This is a genomic window from Pseudolysinimonas sp. (genome assembly GCF_031389465.1).
Taxonomy (GTDB): Bacteria; Actinomycetota; Actinomycetes; order Actinomycetales; family Microbacteriaceae; genus Pseudolysinimonas_A.
The window spans coordinates 1-17,740 of sequence record NZ_JANMSQ010000123.1 but is presented as its reverse complement, the minus strand read 5'-3'; the positions used below and the strand labels follow the sequence as shown (position 1 = coordinate 17,740).

The 17,740-nt window shown below is 68.6% G+C and carries 17 protein-coding genes and 1 pseudogene; all 18 read right to left on the bottom strand.

The features are described 5' to 3' along the window. A pseudogene (locus tag RMO30_RS04715) lies at positions 1-1,193 on the bottom strand (transcription-repair coupling factor); the annotation flags it as partial. A gap of 27 nt (positions 1,194-1,220) precedes the next feature. Next, positions 1,221-4,661 carry a LamG domain-containing protein gene (locus RMO30_RS04710; protein ID WP_309710175.1) on the bottom strand — a complete coding sequence of 1,147 codons (3,441 nt, stop codon included), beginning with the start codon at positions 4,659-4,661 and terminating at the stop codon, positions 1,221-1,223. Continuing rightward, positions 4,658-5,155 (bottom strand): hypothetical protein, encoded by a 498-nt coding sequence (locus RMO30_RS04705; RefSeq protein WP_309710173.1) that lies wholly within the window; start codon positions 5,153-5,155, stop codon positions 4,658-4,660. The genes RMO30_RS04710 and RMO30_RS04705 overlap by 4 nt, the downstream gene beginning before the upstream one ends. Continuing rightward, positions 5,152-5,670, bottom strand: a complete 519-nt coding sequence (locus tag RMO30_RS04700; protein WP_309710170.1) for a hypothetical protein — start codon at positions 5,668-5,670, stop codon at positions 5,152-5,154. The genes RMO30_RS04705 and RMO30_RS04700 overlap by 4 nt, the downstream gene beginning before the upstream one ends. 95 nt (positions 5,671-5,765) lie before the next feature. Beyond that, positions 5,766-6,248: a hypothetical protein gene (locus RMO30_RS04695; RefSeq protein ID WP_309710168.1), complete on the bottom strand. Its 483-nt coding sequence runs from the start codon at positions 6,246-6,248 to the stop codon at positions 5,766-5,768. Between the two features lie 143 nt (positions 6,249-6,391). Then, positions 6,392-6,985: an aminoacyl-tRNA hydrolase gene (gene pth, locus RMO30_RS04690; protein WP_309710165.1), complete on the bottom strand. Its 594-nt coding sequence runs from the start codon at positions 6,983-6,985 to the stop codon at positions 6,392-6,394. A gap of 11 nt (positions 6,986-6,996) precedes the next feature. After that, the gene (locus RMO30_RS04685; RefSeq protein WP_309710162.1) at positions 6,997-7,662 is read right to left on the bottom strand and encodes a 50S ribosomal protein L25/general stress protein Ctc; all 666 of its coding nucleotides are present in this window, start codon (positions 7,660-7,662) and stop codon (positions 6,997-6,999) included. Positions 7,663-7,808: 146 nt separating this feature from the next. After that, the gene (locus RMO30_RS04680; RefSeq protein ID WP_309710159.1) at positions 7,809-8,675 is read right to left on the bottom strand and encodes a hypothetical protein; all 867 of its coding nucleotides are present in this window, start codon (positions 8,673-8,675) and stop codon (positions 7,809-7,811) included. Positions 8,676-8,694: 19 nt separating this feature from the next. Beyond that, on the bottom strand, positions 8,695-9,189 hold the full coding sequence (locus tag RMO30_RS04675) for a gluconokinase (protein ID WP_309710157.1): 495 nt from the start codon (positions 9,187-9,189) through the stop codon (positions 8,695-8,697). 10 nt (positions 9,190-9,199) lie between these two features. Then, positions 9,200-9,937, bottom strand: a complete 738-nt coding sequence (locus RMO30_RS04670) for a helix-turn-helix transcriptional regulator (protein WP_309710154.1) — start codon at positions 9,935-9,937, stop codon at positions 9,200-9,202. Beyond that, complete coding sequence (locus tag RMO30_RS04665) at positions 9,934-10,710, bottom strand: SDR family oxidoreductase (RefSeq protein ID WP_309710152.1); 777 nt, start codon at positions 10,708-10,710, stop codon at positions 9,934-9,936. The genes RMO30_RS04670 and RMO30_RS04665 overlap by 4 nt, the downstream gene beginning before the upstream one ends. Further along, the gene (locus RMO30_RS04660; protein WP_309710149.1) at positions 10,707-11,480 is read right to left on the bottom strand and encodes a fumarylacetoacetate hydrolase family protein; all 774 of its coding nucleotides are present in this window, start codon (positions 11,478-11,480) and stop codon (positions 10,707-10,709) included. The genes RMO30_RS04665 and RMO30_RS04660 overlap by 4 nt, the downstream gene beginning before the upstream one ends. After that, positions 11,480-12,535, bottom strand: a complete 1,056-nt coding sequence (locus RMO30_RS04655) for a D-2-hydroxyacid dehydrogenase (protein WP_309710145.1) — start codon at positions 12,533-12,535, stop codon at positions 11,480-11,482. The genes RMO30_RS04660 and RMO30_RS04655 overlap by 1 nt, the downstream gene beginning before the upstream one ends. Positions 12,536-12,605: 70 nt before the next feature. Then, positions 12,606-13,790: a substrate-binding domain-containing protein gene (locus tag RMO30_RS04650; protein ID WP_309710142.1), complete on the bottom strand. Its 1,185-nt coding sequence runs from the start codon at positions 13,788-13,790 to the stop codon at positions 12,606-12,608. Then, positions 13,790-14,908: an ABC transporter permease gene (locus tag RMO30_RS04645; RefSeq protein ID WP_309710139.1), complete on the bottom strand. Its 1,119-nt coding sequence runs from the start codon at positions 14,906-14,908 to the stop codon at positions 13,790-13,792. Before RMO30_RS04645 ends, RMO30_RS04650 begins: the two co-directional genes overlap by 1 nt. Then, positions 14,905-16,422 (bottom strand): sugar ABC transporter ATP-binding protein, encoded by a 1,518-nt coding sequence (locus RMO30_RS04640; protein WP_309710137.1) that lies wholly within the window; start codon positions 16,420-16,422, stop codon positions 14,905-14,907. The genes RMO30_RS04645 and RMO30_RS04640 overlap by 4 nt, the downstream gene beginning before the upstream one ends. Positions 16,423-16,424: 2 nt before the next feature. Next, complete coding sequence (locus tag RMO30_RS04635; RefSeq protein WP_309710134.1) at positions 16,425-17,321, bottom strand: SMP-30/gluconolactonase/LRE family protein; 897 nt, start codon at positions 17,319-17,321, stop codon at positions 16,425-16,427. Continuing rightward, positions 17,318-17,740, bottom strand: a 423-nt coding sequence (locus RMO30_RS04630; RefSeq protein WP_309710131.1) for a zinc-binding dehydrogenase, incomplete at its 5' end; no start/stop codon positions are given. The genes RMO30_RS04635 and RMO30_RS04630, both read right to left, overlap by 4 nt.

Below are 17,740 nucleotides of genomic sequence, written 5' to 3'. Positions count from 1 at the left end.
CAGCCGTCGCGCACGAGGCCCGCGACGTACTCGACGGCACCCTCGACCTGACCGGCGAAGCTCGGGATGACGGCGCCGGGAATGCGCACGACCTCGTCGGCGTCGGAGTCGAAGGGGCTGAACGTCCACCAGGTGCGCGGGTTCGACGCCGTCCTGAGTTGGGAGACCGTGAGGAAATCGCCACGGTCGAGGCTGATCGGCGCTTTCGCCCCGACGGTCGCCGCGCTCCACGCCGCATCGAGGAACACGCGGTTCGTCTCAGCAAGGCTGACCGCCCGGGTCGCGACCCGCTCCGGACTCAGGATGGCGACCGCGGCATCCTCGGGTAGCAGGTCAGTGACGGGCACGAGATCGCCGACGAGCGCGGGGGCGAGCGACTCCATCCCCTCGACCGGGATGCCTTCGGCGATCTTCGCCAGCATCCCCTCGAGGCTCGGGAACTCGCTCTCCATCTCGCGCGCGCGCTGTCGCACCGCCTCGGTGAGCAGCAGCTCGCGGCTCGGCAACAGCTCGACGCGGTCGAGCTCCTCGGGCAGCGAGCGCTGATCGGCGACCGAGAAGTACCGCAGCTGCTCCAGCTCGTCACCGAAGAAGTCGGCTCGCACCGGATGCTCGGCGTCGGGAGGAAAGACATCGAGGATGCCGCCGCGCACCGCGAACTCGCCGCGTCGGGTGACGAGGTCGACGCGGGCATACGCGAGTTGGGCGAGCTCGAGCGCGAGCACGGCGAGGTCGTAACCCCGACCGCCGCGGGTGAGTTCGAGCGATGCGACGTCGACGAGTCCCGGCACGACGGGTTGCAGGGCGGCACGCACGCTCGCGACGACGACCAGGTGACCGCGACGGTCGGCGTTCCAGCGCGCGATCTCGCGCAGGGTGCGCAGCCGCCGACCGACCGTCTCGGCGCTCGGGCTCAACCGCTCGTGCGGCAGGGTCTCCCAGGCAGGAAAGTCGAGCACCGTCGCGCCGGGCAGGTAGGCGCGCAGCGACCCCGTGACCGCCTCCGCCTCTCGGCTCGTCGCGGTGACCGCGAACACCGCCTGAGCGGGCCCTCGGGCTTCGAGGAGCGCGGCGATGACGGGCACCCGCAGCCCGTCAACGAGGGAGAAGTCGGCATCCTTCGTGCTGTGCCTGAGGGCGGTTTCGAGCGCGCGGGTATGCTCCAAGCCCGGAATCACCGCATGCAGACCCACTCGTTCGAGCTTAGGCGCAGCGCCCGATCACCCCGCCGCGAGGGCTGCGATCTCGGCGGCGGAGAGCACCCGACCGTAGAACCGCACCTCGTCGAGGGCACCCGCCACGAAGTCGACGTTCGCCCCGCCCCACTTGCCTCGCCCGATCGCCGTGCTGCCGGTGGCTGTCCACGATGGGCCGGCGACGGCGGTGCCTTGCGAGACCCCGTCGACGTAGAGCTGGATCGTTCCCGCCTGCTTGTCATAGACCCCCGCGACGTGGTACCAGGTGTTGACCGCCGGCGAGAGACCGTTGACCTGGATGAGCGTCGCAGCGGTCGAGTCGCTGGTTCGTTGCGAGAAGTTGAACTGCCCGAGGTTAGTCATCTGCAAGTAGAAGGGATTGATGTTAGTGCCGTCGATGACCGCGAAGGTCCGATGGTTCACGAGGCTGCTCAGCCGCACCCAGGCGGCGACCGTGTGGCTCTCGTTCGTGTCGACGGCGGGGCCGTCGAACTGCACGAAGCTGTTGGTCGCACCCGTCAGGTTCACTGCGGGAGTAGTGGACATGCCGGTCGGACGGGTCGTCCAGGTCGCGCCGGCTTGCAGGGTGGCCGTTCTGGCGTTGCCCGAGGTGTCCGCCGCGCTCGCGCCGGAGCCCTCGTTCAGCGCCCAGATCGCGCCGGGCGAGCGCGCGACGTTGGCGCTCGTCGCGATGTGCTGGAGGCCGAGGTTGTCCGACACCACGTAGCGGTACATGTAGCACGCGCCCGACGTCGCCACGGTGTCGACGACCGGTGAGGTCGGGTTCGTACCTCCCGTGACGGTCACGAACGCTCCGTACGCGCCGCAGGTGGTTCCCGTCAAGGTGGCGGTCGCCCGCTGGAGCAACCGGGTTCCGACTCCCGAGCCGGCATCCGTCCCCGTCGTGAACGACACCGAGATCGTCGTGTCGGCGTAGATGCCGTTGACGTAGCTGACGGTGCCCGCGGTCGGCGCGGAGGTGTCGGCGACGAAAGTCAGGGGCGACGTCGCGGATGCCGTGCCAGCGTTGTTCGTCGCCGTCACGTTGAGGGTGCCCGGGGCCGCCGGTGCGCCACTCCAGGAGTAGGTGTTCACCCCGAGTGATCCGGGAGTCGACGTCCAGTTGGTGCCCGCCGCCGGGTAGGCGTAGCTCGCGATCCCCGACTGGGCATCGGTCGAGGAACCGGTGACCGCGAACGAGCCCGAGGCCGCGCCTGAGTTGTAGTAGACCGTCGAGCCGGAGCCACTCCAGTAGGAGTTCACCGGCGAGGAGATGGCGAGGGTTGGTGCCGACGGTGCTGTCGAGTCGACCTTGATGTCGCCGCTCGTGTAAGTGGTCGAGTTTCCGAGGGTGTCGGCGACGGTGTACTTATACCGGTAGCAGGCTCCGGTTGTCACCGTGTCTGCCTTCGGCGAGGTCGGGTCGGTGCCTCCGGTCACGAGTGCGTAGGCGCCGTAGGTGCCGCAGGTGCCCGCCGTGAGCGTTGCGGTCGCTCGAGTCAGCGTACGACCGGTCGTCAGCAGCCCGCTCGAGTCGGTTCCGGGGGTGAAGACGATGCTGAGGTTCGGGGAGGTCGAGTAGCGAGCGCCCGTACCTACCAGACCGCTCGCGTCAACCGAGCCGCCCGTCGGGCCGGTGACATCGGTGGCGACCGAACTTCCCAGTTGGTAGTGATTGGTGACGGTCGTGGGCGACAGCACGCTGCTGTACACCGCGACCTCGTCGAGCAGGCCAGCGTAGTACTGGATCCCAGTCGCTTGACGACCGAAGGTCAGGGTGGTCGAGGCGTTGAGCGGTTGAGTGTTCCCGGAGGCGGTGCCAGAGAGTGCCCCGTCCACGTAAAGGGCCAGCGCGCCCGTTGACTGCGTGCGCGTGAACACGACGTGGTGCCACGCGTTGTTGTGAAGGTTGGGGGCCGAGACGATGCTCACGTCAGGAGTTCCGACTCCCGCAACGATTCGACCAGCACAGAGCGAGACCCCGAAGTCCCAGGTTGCGCCGGACACCTCGGCGTCAACGAGACCATGCCCCCGCCACCACTGGTCGCATCCGAAACCAGCGTACTGAGAGGTCTTGAACCAGAACTCGATGGAGAAGTCGCCAGCGATCTGCCGAGCGGCTGTCGCGTAGTCGTTGACCCCGTCGAAGAGCACGGCTGTGTCAGCGTCGTTCGGCGGAGCGCCGGTCACGCCACCTGTCGGGTTGTTGAAGAAGGTGCCGTCGTTGTTGTTGGGGCCGTTGTCGTCCATCACCCCGGCCGTGCTCGCGTCGCCGAGGCGCCACCGGCTGATGAGCCCTGACGTGACAGCCACAGCTCCCCCGTAGTCGATGAGTGAGACATCCGTGGTCGTGGTGATCGACTGGTTGCCGACGCCATCCGTCACCACATATTGGTACATGTAGCAGTACGAGTTGACGACCGTGGTGTCGACGTATGGCGACGTCGGGAGCCCCGGCCCGATGTTGGCGAAAGCCGAGTAGGGCGTTCCGCAGGCCCCGGACGTGAACGCAACCTGGGCGCGTTGCAGCTGCCGCGTGACGATCCCGGCACCGCCGTCGGTGCCGGTCGTGAACGTCACCGACACCGATTTGCCGGGCTGGGTTCCGTTGATGTAGCTGATCGTGCCGACGGCCGGCGCGGTCGAGTCGTTGGTGAAGGTCAGGTTCGTCGTCGCCGTGTTGCCGATGACATCCCGCCCGACGACGGCCTCGGTCGGAGAGCCGGTCGTGGCCGCCGCCCACGAGAACGTGTTAGAGACGTATGGCCCGCCGGTCGGAGTCGAAACCGTCGAAGGCGTATGCGTCCAGCCGGTCGTCGTGCCACCGAGCGCGGCGGTCTGACTCGACGCCGGCCCGGTGCCGCCATCGGTCAACGCGTTGGTCAACGTGAACGATCCGACGGCGGTGCCCCGGTAGTACACCGTCGTGCCCGTCAGACTCGCACCGCCGGTGATGCTGCTCAGAGTGAGGGAGTTGATCGGCGCGATCGTATCCACGGTGACCACGGTGCTCATCGCACTTTCGGCGCCCCGCCAGTTGGTGCCGATCACCGGGGTGACCGAGTAGCGCCAGGTTCCGCTCGGAACCGAGTTCTCGACGCAGCTGAGGGCCGTCACGGTGCCCGTGCACGCGCTGAGGATCGTCTGTTGAACGAGAGTCGTCGAGTTGTAGCGCCGGATCTCGTACCCGCTCACCGCCATCCCGTTGGTGAGGGTCGACGCCGACCAGCTGACGGTGACGTTCGCACCGCTCGCGTTCGCGGTCGGCGTCGCTCCCGCGTTCACCGAGGTCGCGAGGGCCGAGCCGGCACTCCCGGCCGTGACTGCCGCGAGCCAGTACGACCACGCGGCGCCACCGACGAGCACGAGTGCGAACGCGGCGATCGCGAACAGGAGCGTACGACGCCACCGAGCCGTCACGGAGAGGTGCCGGGCCGGGCCTTGAGCGATCGTCGTCGTGGTCATCCGGACACCAGATAGACCGTGAAGGTGGCGCCCTGACAGGCGTTGGCGGCGGATGTCGACATCCCGATGGCGTTCGGCAGCGTGATGCCCAGAGTGCCGTTGACCACACCCACCCGAGCCGGGATCGTCCACCCGCTGCCGCCGTTGTTCTGCGTCGTGAAGCTCAGGACGGCGACGCTGCAGCCGCTGTGACCGGCATCGACGGCGAAGCCGCCCGTGCCGCTTGCCGTGTCGAGGCTGAGCGAGTCGATCCGCACGGGGGAGTCGTTGGTGTTGGTCGCGGTGAGGACGACGTGGGCGGTGGCGCCGGGGCGGAGGTTCGCCGGCGGCGTGCCGCCGCTGAGCGACACGGGGACGACGTCGCCGGTCGCGCTGGTGCCGGTGCCGCCTCCGGTGCCGCCCCAGTAGGCGAGCGCGATGCCGCCGACCGGCACGACGACGAGCGCGAACACGGCGGATGCACCGAGGATCGCGAGACGCCGTCGGCGGGTCATTCGACGATCCTCCCTGCGGCGGAATAGGCGAGCGAGACCGAGGCCCCCTTGCAGCCGTCCTGGTTGCTCGCGGTATCGAGCATCAGCACCCGGGGCCAATGCTCGGTCAGGACGTCGAGGTCGGCGAGCGAAACCGTCGTTCCGGCGCCGACGATGAGTTCGTCGTGCCACGACAGTTGCTCGACCGAGAAGTCGTGCACATCGCACGGCAACAGGTCCGTGGCGTTCGGTGCGTCGACCGCGTCAATCTCGACGAGAAACTGCGAGACGGCGAGGTCGACGTCGAGCGGGTTGGAGATGCTGAGATTCAGGGGCGCGGATCCCCCCGGATAGGCCGGTTCGGCGAGGTCTCCGCTGATCGTGAACGATTCCGGCGGTCGATCGGCGACCGCCTCAGCGTTTCCGCCGAAGGAGAACGAACGGGTCAGGATCACCCAGGTCAGCCCGGAGCCGACCGCGAGGCCGCCGAGCAGCATCGCGATGGCGACCAGCCATCGGCGGCGGGTGGTGACCATGGGGTGCCTCCGTTCGCCCGTCGAATCGTGGCGAAGTGGTACGTGCCTCAGCGGTGGGGCGACGCCAGCCACCCCACCGCTTCAGCGAGCGATGATCAGTTGGACGTGTAGACCAGGTTGACCGTGGCGTTCTTGCAGCCGTCCTGGTTCTCGGCCGCCTCATTCACGAACGCTATCGTCGCGCCCGACCACGAGCCCTGACCGTTGCCGGCGGGGACGTTGGCGTTGACCGTCACCGGACTGCCGGCGATGACGTAGTCGTCGGCTTCACAGCCCACGATCGGGTCGCCCAGAGCGTCGACGATGGTGCCGATGCTGACACTGACCGAGGCGACGAACACCGATCCGGAGTTCGGGTTGTTGAAGTTGCCGCTCAGCGCGTGCGTTCCGCTGCCGGGCCGGATGTTGGTCACGACGCTCGTCTGGACGACGGTGATCGAGCTGTTCGTTCCGGTGTCGGCCTCGCCGACACCGGAACCGGTGTTCGTCCAGTACGCGTAGGCCGTTCCCGCGCCACCCAGAAGGATGGCGGTGACGATTCCGGCCGCCAGAAGGCGCTTCTTGTTGGTGGTACGCATGTTCAACTACCTCTTCGGAGTCAAAGGAGGAGCATGCGGTCCCAACCACGCGAGCCCCCCCGAGTCGCGTGACCGTGTAAGGAGATTAAATCACTCGGACGCCAACGGGCTATAGGTCCAGAACGAGGGACAGACCGATCTGTCTATAGTTTGTCCCCCGTTTGGGTATGCCAGCGCTGCTGCGCAGCGACGAGGCCAGCGGTGAGAATCTGTTCGGTGGCGTCAGCGGCATCAGAGATCAGGCTCGGGAGGGCATCCCGCTCGATCTTCGCAAACGGCGACAGCACGTAGTCGGCAGGATCCTGTTGTCCGGGCGGGCGACCGATGCCGACGCGCACGCGCACGAAGTCAGGTCCGGCGACGGCGATGATGTCGCGAACCCCGTTGTGGCCGCCTGGTCCACCGCCGGCCTTCAGCCGCACGGTGTCGAACGGCAGGTCGAGTTCGTCGTGGATGACGATCAACTTCGAAGCATCGAGCGAGTAGAACTTCAGCAGCCCCGCGACCGGTCGACCCGACACGTTCATGAACGTCGACGGCACCGCAAGCGCGATCCGGTCGCCGCCCGGGCGCACCCGGGTCTCCCCGACGGTCGCGCCCGCCTTGTGCGCCTTGAGGGTCGTACCGAGCCTTGACGCCAGCTCGGCCACGACCATCTGACCCACGTTGTGACGATGGCCGGCGTAGCCGGGCCCGGGATTCCCGAGCCCGACCACGAGCCAGCGATCGTCGGACATGTGAGGAGGAGCTACTCCGCGGCGTCGGCGGCCGGGGCGTCGCCCTCAGCCGACTCGGCGGCTTCGCCCTCGGCGGCCTCACCCTCGGCGGCTACCTCTTCGGTCTCGCCGAGGTCGACCTGGGTCTCGCCGGTGATGCCGACGATGAGCACCTCGGGGTCGGTCACCAGAGTCGCGCCCGCGGGGAGCTTGACGTCCTTAGCGAGGATCTGAGCGCCTTCGCGAAGGCCCTCGATGCTGACCGTGACGCTCTCGGGGATGTGAGTCGCCTCAACCTCGAGCGAGATCGTATTCGAGTCCTGGTTGACGCTCGTCTCGGGAGCCGGGTCACCCTCGAGGTGCACGGGGATGTCCACGATGACCTTCTCGCCGGCACGCACGACGATGAGGTCGAGGTGCTCGATGATCTGGTGCACCGGGTCCTTCTGAACGTCCTTCACGAGCGCGAGCTGGCTCTTGCCCGCGATCTGGAGGTCGAGCACCTGGTTCGCTTTGCGAATGATGAGCGCCGTCTCGTGGCCCGGGAGGGCGACGTGCTGCGGCTCGGTGCCGTGCCCATAGATCACGGCGGGGATCTTGCCGGCGGCGCGGAGGCGGCGGGCAAAGCCCTTGCCGAACTCGGTGCGCACCTCGACATTCAGCTTGTTGTCCTGTGCAGGTTTCTTGCTCTCAGCCATGGCTGTACTCCTGGATTCCGGGGCGTCAGCCCCACTCTGTGGGATTCAACTCGAACGCACGAAAGCGCGAGGAAGACGTGAGGACCGCCCACCGCGTCGATCACGGCCCCGCGTGCGGAGCCCTCGCCGAAGTTCAGTGGCCCATGCTACAGGGCGACGGGGGGTGAGAGGGCATCGGGGTCGACCACGGCCTCCGGCCGCCCGCGCACGACGCCGCCGATCGCAGAGCCGAGGAAGGTCGCGCCCGCAACCATCACCAGACCGTAAGCCGCCGGCAGGCGCCCCGGAAAGGACGGGGGCAGCGGCAGCAGCCCCGCGAAGAGAACGACTCCCGCCACAAACACAACCGTCGCGGGCAAGATGACGCCGATCGACGACCAGCGCAGCATCAACCCGGCGAGACCGGCGAACACCCCGGCGACCACCGCGATCGAAGCGGAGACCGCGTCGTAGCGCAGCAACTGGAAGATCTGTTGCGCGAAGGTGCCCCCCGCGATCAGGAGCAGCGCCGACGCCCCGAGCAGAGTCCCTGCGCTGAGCGACGACGAGACCGCAACGGCTTTGGCGCCCGACGGCCCGGCGAGCCGACGCGACCGGATGCCGAGCGCGGCCCCGATGAGGAATGCTCCCACCACGAGCGCGGTGCCCGAGAAGTAGAACATCGTCGCGCCGTCGCCCAGCGCGGGGTCGACTTTCGACAGCATCCGGGTGATCTGGAAGACCGGACTGAAGATTCCCCCGGCGAACGGGTTGCCAAAGGGCACGACTAGGGCGAGAAGCCCGAGGAGCCCGTGGATGGCCCCGACGACGAGGGCCCCGACCCAGTGGATCGCGACCGACAGCGCAGCGATGCCGAGCACGAGCGCGCCGACGATCCCGAGCGCGAGACCGACGGGGTCGGGCTCCAGGCGAGCGACCAGAGCGGCGTGCGTTGAGGCGCCGATCCAGCTCAGCGCGAAACCCGTAACCGTGGCGACGGCCGCCACGAGAAGGCTGAGGAACGGTCGCACCACGGCGCCAGCCTACCCACGCTCAGTCGCGGGTGAGCAGGCGATCAATGACATGCGCGACGATCTCATCGGGCCGACGCGCGACATCCACCGCGATCGCGTCCTCGTCCGACGCCGGCTCTTCGAGCGTCGCGAGCTGGGACTGCAGCAACGAAGTCGGCATGAAATGACCGTCGCGCTGCGCCATCCGGGACGCCAACAGTTGCGGCGACCCGTGGAGGTAGACGAGCACCAGGTCGGGTGCCGCCACGCGCAGCCGATCGCGGTAGCTGCGCTTCAGCGCCGAGCACGTGACGACGACGGGGCGGACGAGTTCGACGGCGATCCGGTCGAGCCACGGCGCGCGGTCGAGGTCGGTCAGCGGGATGCCGGCCGCCATCTTGGCGATGTTGGCATCGGGGTGAAGGTCGTCACCTTCCACGAAGGGAAGGTTGATCGCCTCGGCGAGAGCTCGCGCGATCGTGGTCTTACCCGTGCCGGAGACACCCATGACGACGACGGGGCGAGGGAAGGTCATCGTCACCACGCTAGACCTCATCCTCCTCGGCCCGATCCCATGAGCCCGGCACCAGGGTGCCGAGCCGTTCGGCGACCTCGCGCGTCACTCGCGTACGTCGGCCCGCCAGAAGTTCGGCGAGGGTCGTGCGACCCGTGCCGGTGCGTCGCGCGAGCTCCCGCGTCGACAGCCCCGTGTCGCACAGCGCCCGTACCAGCCGCAGCACCTCGTCGGCTGCGACGAACGGGCGAGCCCCCTCCGAACGCTCACGACGGTACTCGGCCCGCGCCTCCCTGCAGCTGGCACCGCCGACATCGCGCGGGCAATCGTGGCCCCGGCATCCGAGGAGGTAGCCGTTCGAGGTGCCGTGCACGATCGCCGTCCCGTCGCCGCTCGATCGACGGCGACGATACTCCTGTGAGTACCGGCGCCGAACGTCGGAGCAGGTCGGGCGATCACGGTAGCGATTCGGGCAGAGCTCGGGATGACGGCAGCCGCGACGGTAGCCCCAGATCGTGCCGTGCACGGCGTGCCGCACCGGCGAGGCACGATCGTCCCGGTTGCGCGGGATGGGCGCCTCGAAGTCGTACGCCGCCGCTCGCCAGTCTCCTCGGCGCGCAACCGCAGCCTCGGCACAGGTGAGCCATTCCGGCGAGCCGGCATGCGGGCACGCGGCCTTGGTGCGGCATCCGGCGAGATGGGCGACCACACTGCCGTGGCGGGCAGCGATCGCCGGCACCGACGGCACGACGGGCGCGGGCTGGCTCACACGACCACGCTCATCCCGCCGTCCACAAAGATGACCTGACCCGAGATGAACGCTGACGCGGGAGCAAGCAGGAAGACGGCGGCGCCCACAAGGTCTTCGGGGCGGCCCCACCGCTTGGCCGGGGTTCGACCGATGACCCACGCCGAGAACTCGGGATCGTCGACCAGCGCCTTCGTCATGTCGGTGTCGAGATAGCCGGGCGCGATCCCGTTGACCCGCACTCCCGACGCCGCCCACTCCGCGGTCATCGCTCGGGTGAGGTTGCGCAGCGCCCCCTTCGACGCGGTGTACGGCGCAATCGAGGGCCGCGCCAGATCGGACTGGATCGAACAGATGTTGACGATCGAGCCCCGCCCCTCGGCGAGCATCCCGCGGGCGACCGCCGTTCCGACGAGGAACGCCGACGTGACGTTGGTGCGCAGCACGAGATCCCACTCCTCGAGTTCGAGGTCGAGGAGTGGCTTACGCAGCTGCATCCCCGCGTTGTTGACGAGTCCCGTGATCGGCCCGATGCGGGCGACCAGGTCAGCGACCGACGACTCGATCGCGTCGCGATCGGCGACGTCGAATGACGCGTGATCCGTCGGGGAGCCGGTCTCGGCGGTGATGTGTGCGGCTTGCGCCGCCGCGTCTTCGGCATTCCGCCCGTGCACGACGACGCGTGCTCCCGCCGTCGCGAGGCCGTGGGCCAGGGCGGCGCCGATCCCGCGGGTCGATCCCGTCACGAGCACCGTCTCGCCCGTCAGGTCGAACAAGGACTTCTGCGCGGTCATCGGCTCTCCTGTCGGTCGTCGTCCCGCGGCGGAGACGAGGGGGTCACGTGGTTGACGAGCTCGCCGAGCCCGGCAATGCGGATGCTCGCCGACTGGCCGGCGCTGATCGGGGCGGTCGAGCCGGGGCATCCGGTCAGCACGATGTCGCCCGGTCCGAGAGTCATCACCGAGGTCACGTAGACAAGCACGTCGGCGACAGCTCGACCGAGGTCGGCGGTCGAGCCGGTCGCTACCACGGCGCCGTCGACCGCGACCTCGATGGCGAGCGACGTCGGGTCAAGGTCGGTCTCGATCCACGGCCCCAGAGGAGTGAACCCGTCGCCGTTCTTGCCGTGTGTGAATGTCGGGTCTCCCGCGATCTGGTCGACGGCGGTCACGTCGTTGGCGATCGTGTAGCCGAGAACCGCGTCGAGCGCGTTCTGCGGCGTGAGATGCCGTGACTCGACGCCGATGACGACCGCCAGTTCGCCCTCGATAGCGAGCGCTCCGACCGCGGGGTCGGCGAGGATCGCCGCGCGCGGGCCGATGACGGTTCGCGGCGACTTGAGGAATGAACGCGCAGGGACGTCACGTGCCTCCGGGGTGCCATTGGCCGACATCCCGACGATGAGAGTCGGCGCGCACGGTGCCGCGAGGGCGCTGGATACCGGCCACGTGCGGCCGGTGAGACGAGGTACCGGAACCAGGATGCTGTCGACCTCGGCCCAGGCCTCGTCGCGCCACATCGCGGGCGCCGGCCCCCGATCGGTGCGGACCCGGGCGAATCGCATCAGTAGAACTCCACCGTGTTGACACGGTTGAGCAGCTCGCGGCCGTCGAGCAGTCGGCTGGCGTTTTCGGCGAACAGGCGGGCGATGAGCCGGTCCTCGCCCGGGTTCAGACCCGCCGTGTGCGGGCTCACCAGCACCGCCGGATGGTTCCACAGCGGGCTGTCGGCAGCGAGCGGTTCCGCCGCGAAGACGTCGAGTGCCGCGAATCCGACGCGGCCGTCGACGAGTGCCCGCACGAGAGCATCCTCGGCGATGACGGTGCCACGGCCGACGTTGACGACCGTCGCTCCGCGTCGCATCGCACCGAAGACCGCATCGTCGAACAGGCCGGTGGTCTTGTCGGTTCCGGGAAGGGTGATGACGACAGCGTCGAAGTCGGCGATGCGAGCGATCAGGTCGTCGGGGGCGATGATCTCGTCAGCCTCATCGGCAAACTCCGTGCTGCGCGCGACCGCGGCGACCGTGGCGCCGAGGGCACGCAGTTTGCGTGCGGTCGCGCGACCGATGTGGCCGAAGCCCGCGACCATGACTCGCTGCTCCGACAGCAGCGGCATCACCCATCGTTCAGGCCATTCGGCGCGATCCTGCAGCACGCGCAGCCGCGGCAGGGTCTTCGCGCCGGCGAGAACCCCCAACAGCGCGAACTCGGCGAGCGGCTCGGCGTGCACGCCGGCCGACGTCGACACCGCGATCCGCTGGAGTTGGTCGCGGGTGAGTGCGGCCGCGCGGAGCTGGCCACCGCCGCCCGCGGGCATCGTGTGCACCCAGCGCAGCGCGGGGTTGGCGTCGGCGGTGCGACGCAGCTCGGCGGGAGTCTCGTCGGGCACCCCGTAAAGCGCCTCAGCCGAGTCGACGAGTTCGTGGAAGCGGGCCTGCTCGGCCGGCGAGCGGCGAAAGCCGGGGTCGCCGACGTGATCGCCCGGATAGCGCGCCTCCGGAAGGAGGTCGGGCTCGAACGCGAGGTCGACCCGCGGCTCGAGCCGCACGATCTCAGCGGCGAGCTCGGGGGTGAGCGGCGTCGCGACCGCAACGCGCAGCGTGGTAGGGGTGCTCATGGCACGACTCCTTCTCCCAGTCGGGAGGGGTTAGGAGGGCCGGCGGGATCGCCCGCCGGCCCTCACGGGACTACTTGCCCCAGACGGACTTGTAGACGTCCCGATACCCGCTGGCGGGATCGAAGACGGTGCCGTCGGGCACGTTGTCCTTCGTGATCAGACCGGGCGCCGGAACGAAGTCCGACGCGTCTTCGCCCGCGAGAGCGCGGTTGATCTCGTCGATGAGCTGCCAGCCCTGGAGCAGAAGCGGCTCGGCGACCGTGGCCGCCTGGTAGTCGACGTTGCGGATGCGCTGGAACTCAGCCGCGTCACCGTCGCCGGCAGCGACCGAGTGGGGCGGGCCGGCCGGGTCGGTACCGGCGTCGCGGAGGGCGGACTGGGCGCCACCGAAGTAGTTCCCGTTGATCGCCATCAGGTAGGTCAGGTCGTCGCCGTGCTGCTGGAGCAGGTTGGAGATGATCCCCGGCATGCGCTGGTCAGCTTCGGCGATCGGCGAGTCCTGGTATTCGAGCACCGAGCAGCCCTCGCACGCCTCGATGTAGGCCTCCATCGCATCCGCCTTCAGCACGGCGATGTCGTACTGGCCGTCGGTGAAGATGGCCACGCCGGCGGTGCCGTCGGAGTCGGCGACCGCGTAGGCGGCCGCGAGTTGCGACACCACGAGCGGGTCGGTCGTCACGTTGGTGAACAGCCCGTTGCCCGGTCCGGCCGCGGAGCCGGCGTGCCAGCCGACGACCGGGATGCCCGCAGCATCCGCCTGCTGGATCGACGCGGCCTGCTCGGTCGGGTCGAACCCGCCCAGAATGATGGCCGCGGGCTGCGCCGCGATTGCCTGGCTGAGCGCGTCGGTACGACCCTGGGCAGTGGCCTTTCCGTCGTACACGTTGACGGTCCAGCCGATCACGGCGGCGGCCTCTTGGACGCCTTCTGCGACGGTGTTGATGCCACCGTTCGAGAGGTCAGAGCCGACGTACGCGATCAGCGCGCCCGGCTGCTGTGCCTCGGGGCCCTCCGACGGAGGAGTGAAGCCCTCCGTTGCGGTGAGGCTGCCCTCGACCAGGTCCTTCGAGAAGGCGACGATGTCACCATCGGGGATGATCGACGAGAAGTCGCCGCCCGAGTCGACCGGCGGCTCGGAGCCGTCGGTGCCGTCGGAGACCGAGCCGCTTGCGCAGCCGGAGAGGAGCAGGGCGCTGCTGACCGTTGCGGCCGCAATGGTCACGAGCCAGCGCCGGCGGTGGGACGTGTGTTCCATCAGTGTTCCTTTCGGGGTGTGACAGTTGATCCGGCTTCGCCGCCGGGATCATCGTCGGGAATGGATTGCGGTGTTTCTGTTGACGTGACCGACGATTCGTCGGCCCGTGCGACCCTTCGACGGCTCGCAAGCGAGGCGATCGAGATGGCAGCGACGAGGGTGAGCCCGTTGAAGAGCGGCTCCAGGAAAAACTGGCCAGGAAGCAATTGCTGCAGGCCGGAGATCCCGATCGTCGCGATGGCGACGCCGAGGATCGTGCCGAGCGCGTTGACGCGACCGGGACGGATGGTGGTCGAGCCGAGGAAGGCCGCAGCAAGCGCGGGGAGCAGATACTCGGGTCCGATGTTCGCCTGCGCCACGCCCGCTTGTCGGGAGGCGAGCAGGATGCCGGCAATGGCAGTCAGCGCACCCGACGTGGCCATTGCGCCGATGATGTAGCGCCGGCGCGGAATCCCACTCAGCCGGGCGGCCGCCGGGTTGGCGCCCACCGCGTAGAGGTAGCGGCCGACCGGCAGGTACTCGAGCACGATCCACATCACGATGCCGATCAGCACAGCGATGACGAACGGGCCAGGGATCGGGCCGAGCGACCAGCGGGTGAGGCCGTCGAACGCTGCCGCTCGGGCTCCTGACTCATCGGTGACCTGGCGGCCGCCGGTGTACCAGTAGGTGATCGCGTAGATCACCTGACCGGTCGCGAGGGTCGCCACGAAGGCGTCGACTTGCGCAAGCTCGACGAGCATCGCGTTGAGGAGTCCGACGAGCGCTCCGCCGACGACCACCAGCACGATGACCAGGCGGTAGTCCATCCCTTGCAACTGCCAGGAGAGCGCGAGCACCTGCCAGAGGCCGACTCCGTAGCCGATCGAGAGGTCGATCTTGCCGGCGATCATCGGAATCGTCACGGCGAGCGCGAGGATCAGCAGGATCGACTTGCCGGAGGCCAGCAGCTGGAAGTTCAGCAGCGACGCGAAGGTCGACGGCTCGAGGATCGCGAAGACCGCGAACAGCAGAACGGTGAGGATCACCATCCCGAAGTTCGAGGTGATGCGGCGATGCCAGGAGGCACCACGGCCGGGTTCGAGCGCGGTCGACTTGACCGACGTGTTCATGCTCATGAGTGACTCCTCTGTGCGAGGGCGGGTGGTTGCGTATCGAGCTCGCTCGCGGCCGCGACGAGTCGCGTCACCGTGAGGTCGGGCCCGGAAAGTTCGGCGACGACGTGGCCACGACCGAAGACGAGGGCGCGGTGGGAGATCTTCGCGACCTCCTCCATGTCGGTCGACACCACGATGACTGCGAGGCCGTCGGCCGCGGCGGCAGCGAGCAAGCGGTAGATCTCGGCCTTGGCTCCGACGTCGACGCCCATCGTGGGCTCCTCGAGCACGACGACTGATCGGTCGGCGCCAAGCCAACGGGCGAGAACGACCTTCTGCTGGTTGCCGCCCGAGAAGGTGTCGAGCGGGATCTCGGGGTCCGCCGGGCGGATCTGGTATTCGGCGAGCACCGTTCGGGCCTGCGCACGCTCGGTCTTCGCGGTACGGAACTGCCACGGGCGCCGGCCCCACACTGCCGGGTTGATAAAGAGGTTTTCGCGCGTCGTGAGTACCGGCGCGACCGCTTCGGTCTCCCGGTTCGAGGTGGCGAACCCGATTCCGCGGTTGACCGCCATCGCAACCGATGTCGGACGGTAGGGGCGCCCGTCGAGTTCCATCGAACCGGCCCGGGTGCGCAAGTCGCCGATGATCGTGCGGCCGATCTCCGCCTGACCGGAGCCACGCAGACCGCAGAGGGCTATGACCTCGCCGCGATGCAGGTCGAAGGATGCACTGGCTCCACCCGGTGCCCGGAGCCCGGTCACCGTGAGGGCGAGTTCGGCAGCGGGCGGGTCGAAGCTCGGCGTCACGGCGCCGCGGCCGACGATCAGCTCGACGAGTTCGTCGTGCGACAGGTCGGTGACGGGGCGGTCGGCGACCACCTTGCCGTTGCGCATGATGACCGCACGCTGGGCGATCTCGTAGATCTCGTCGAGCCGGTGCGAGACGTAGATCATCCCGACGCCGCTGTCGCGAAGGGTGCGCAGCACCGCGAACAGTCGCTCGACGTCGGCGGCGGGCAGCGACGCCGTTGGCTCATCGAGTACCAGAAGTTTGGGGTTGCTGACGAGTGCGCGGGCGATCGCCAGGAGGCTGCGCTCGGTGCGCGGGAGGTCGAAGATCCGGTCGTCGGGGTCGATCCCGCCGCCAACCGCCTCGAGCACCTCGAGCGCACGTCGGCGCATCGCGGCGCCGTCGATGAACCCGAACCGGCGAGGGTAGCCGAGAGACAGGGCGATGTTCTCGGCGACCGTCATCCAATCGACGAGCCCGAGGGTCTGGTGCACGAACGAGATCCCGGCGCGCACCCCGGTGTCGGAGAGATCGGCGCCCGCGAGCCGCATCGACCCGGAGTCAGGCTTGTAGACGCCGGCGAGCATCTTAATGACGGTCGACTTACCGGCGCCGTTCTCACCGAGCAGCGCGACGATCTCGCCCTGCTCGACGCTGAAGCTCACGTGATCGACCGCGTGGGTCGCGAAGAAGGACTTGTCGAGGCGGTCGGCCTCGAACAGCGGAATCGTGGATGCGGCCATCGTCATCGCCCCTTCCGTGACGCCGCCGCGGCGTCGGTTGTCATCGTCTCGATCCGATAGATGCTCGTGGTCGCCGCGATGAAGAGCGTGCGACCGTCGGGACCGCCGAAGCAGAGGTTGCCGACCGTTTCGGGAACCGGGATGTGGGCGAGCACGGCGCCTACCGGAGTGAGCACGCGCACGCCTGCTCCGCCGGAGGTCCAGATGCGGCCCTCAACGTCGACGCGAAGGCCGTCGGGGTGGCCGTCGGGCACCTCGTAGACGATCCGGTCGCGCCGCCAGGTGCCGTCGCCTGCGGGACGGAAGGCGACGATGTGGTGGTTTCCGGCGCCATTACGCAGCGCCGCGGAGGTGTCGGACACGTAGAGCTCGCTCTCGTCGGGAGAGAATGCCAGCCCGTTGGGCTCATCGAAGTCCGTGATCGCGGGGGTCAACGTTCCGTCGGCGTCGAGTCGGAAGACATGGCATCCGCCGTATTCCGGATCGCCCAGGTGACCCTCGTGCGCCTGAAGGATGCCGTACGGCGGGTCCGTGAACCAGATCGCGCCGTCGCTCGCGACGACCACGTCATTGGGCGAGTTCAACCGACGGCCTTCGAAGGAGTCGATGAGAACCTCGACGCCATCCGCCGTCTCGCGCTCGACGGCGCGACGCCCATGTGAGCACTGAACGACGCGCCCCTCAAGATCGAGGGTGCGTCCGTTGCTGAACTCGACGTCGTCGCGGTGAACGCTGACGACGTTCGTCGTGGGGTCGACCTCGAGGATGCGGTTGCCGGGGATGTCGCTCCAGCGCACGACTCCGCGGTCGGCGATCCACAGCGGCCCTTCCGACCAGGTCGCGCCGGTTCCGACGAGCACGATCTCGGCGCCGTCAGCAAGGAAGTGTGACGTGGTCATGACGCCACTCGTCCGAAGCGCAACAGGACCTTGCCCGAAGCCGACGCGTCGCGGGCGACCTCGAAGGCAGCGAGCGCGTCGTCGGCCTCGAACTCGTGGGTGACGACCGCGGTCGGGTCGATCTCGCCTCCGGCCAGCGCGGCGATGACCTCATCGATCTCGTCGGTGAAGCGGAAAGAACCGATGAGGTCGATCTCTCGCGTGATCGCCCGGGAGATCGCGACGGGCTGCTCGCCCGGGGGAAGCAGCCCGACCATGACTACCCGGCCGCCGCGCGCGGTGGCGCGAATCGCGGCACCGAGACCGGCGGAGCTGCCCGACGACTCGATCGCGATGTCGACATCGAGGGCCTCGATCGCTGCCGAGTCGTCGGCGGCCAGCGCACGGGTCGCGCCGAGGGCGAGTGCGCGTTCGCGCGG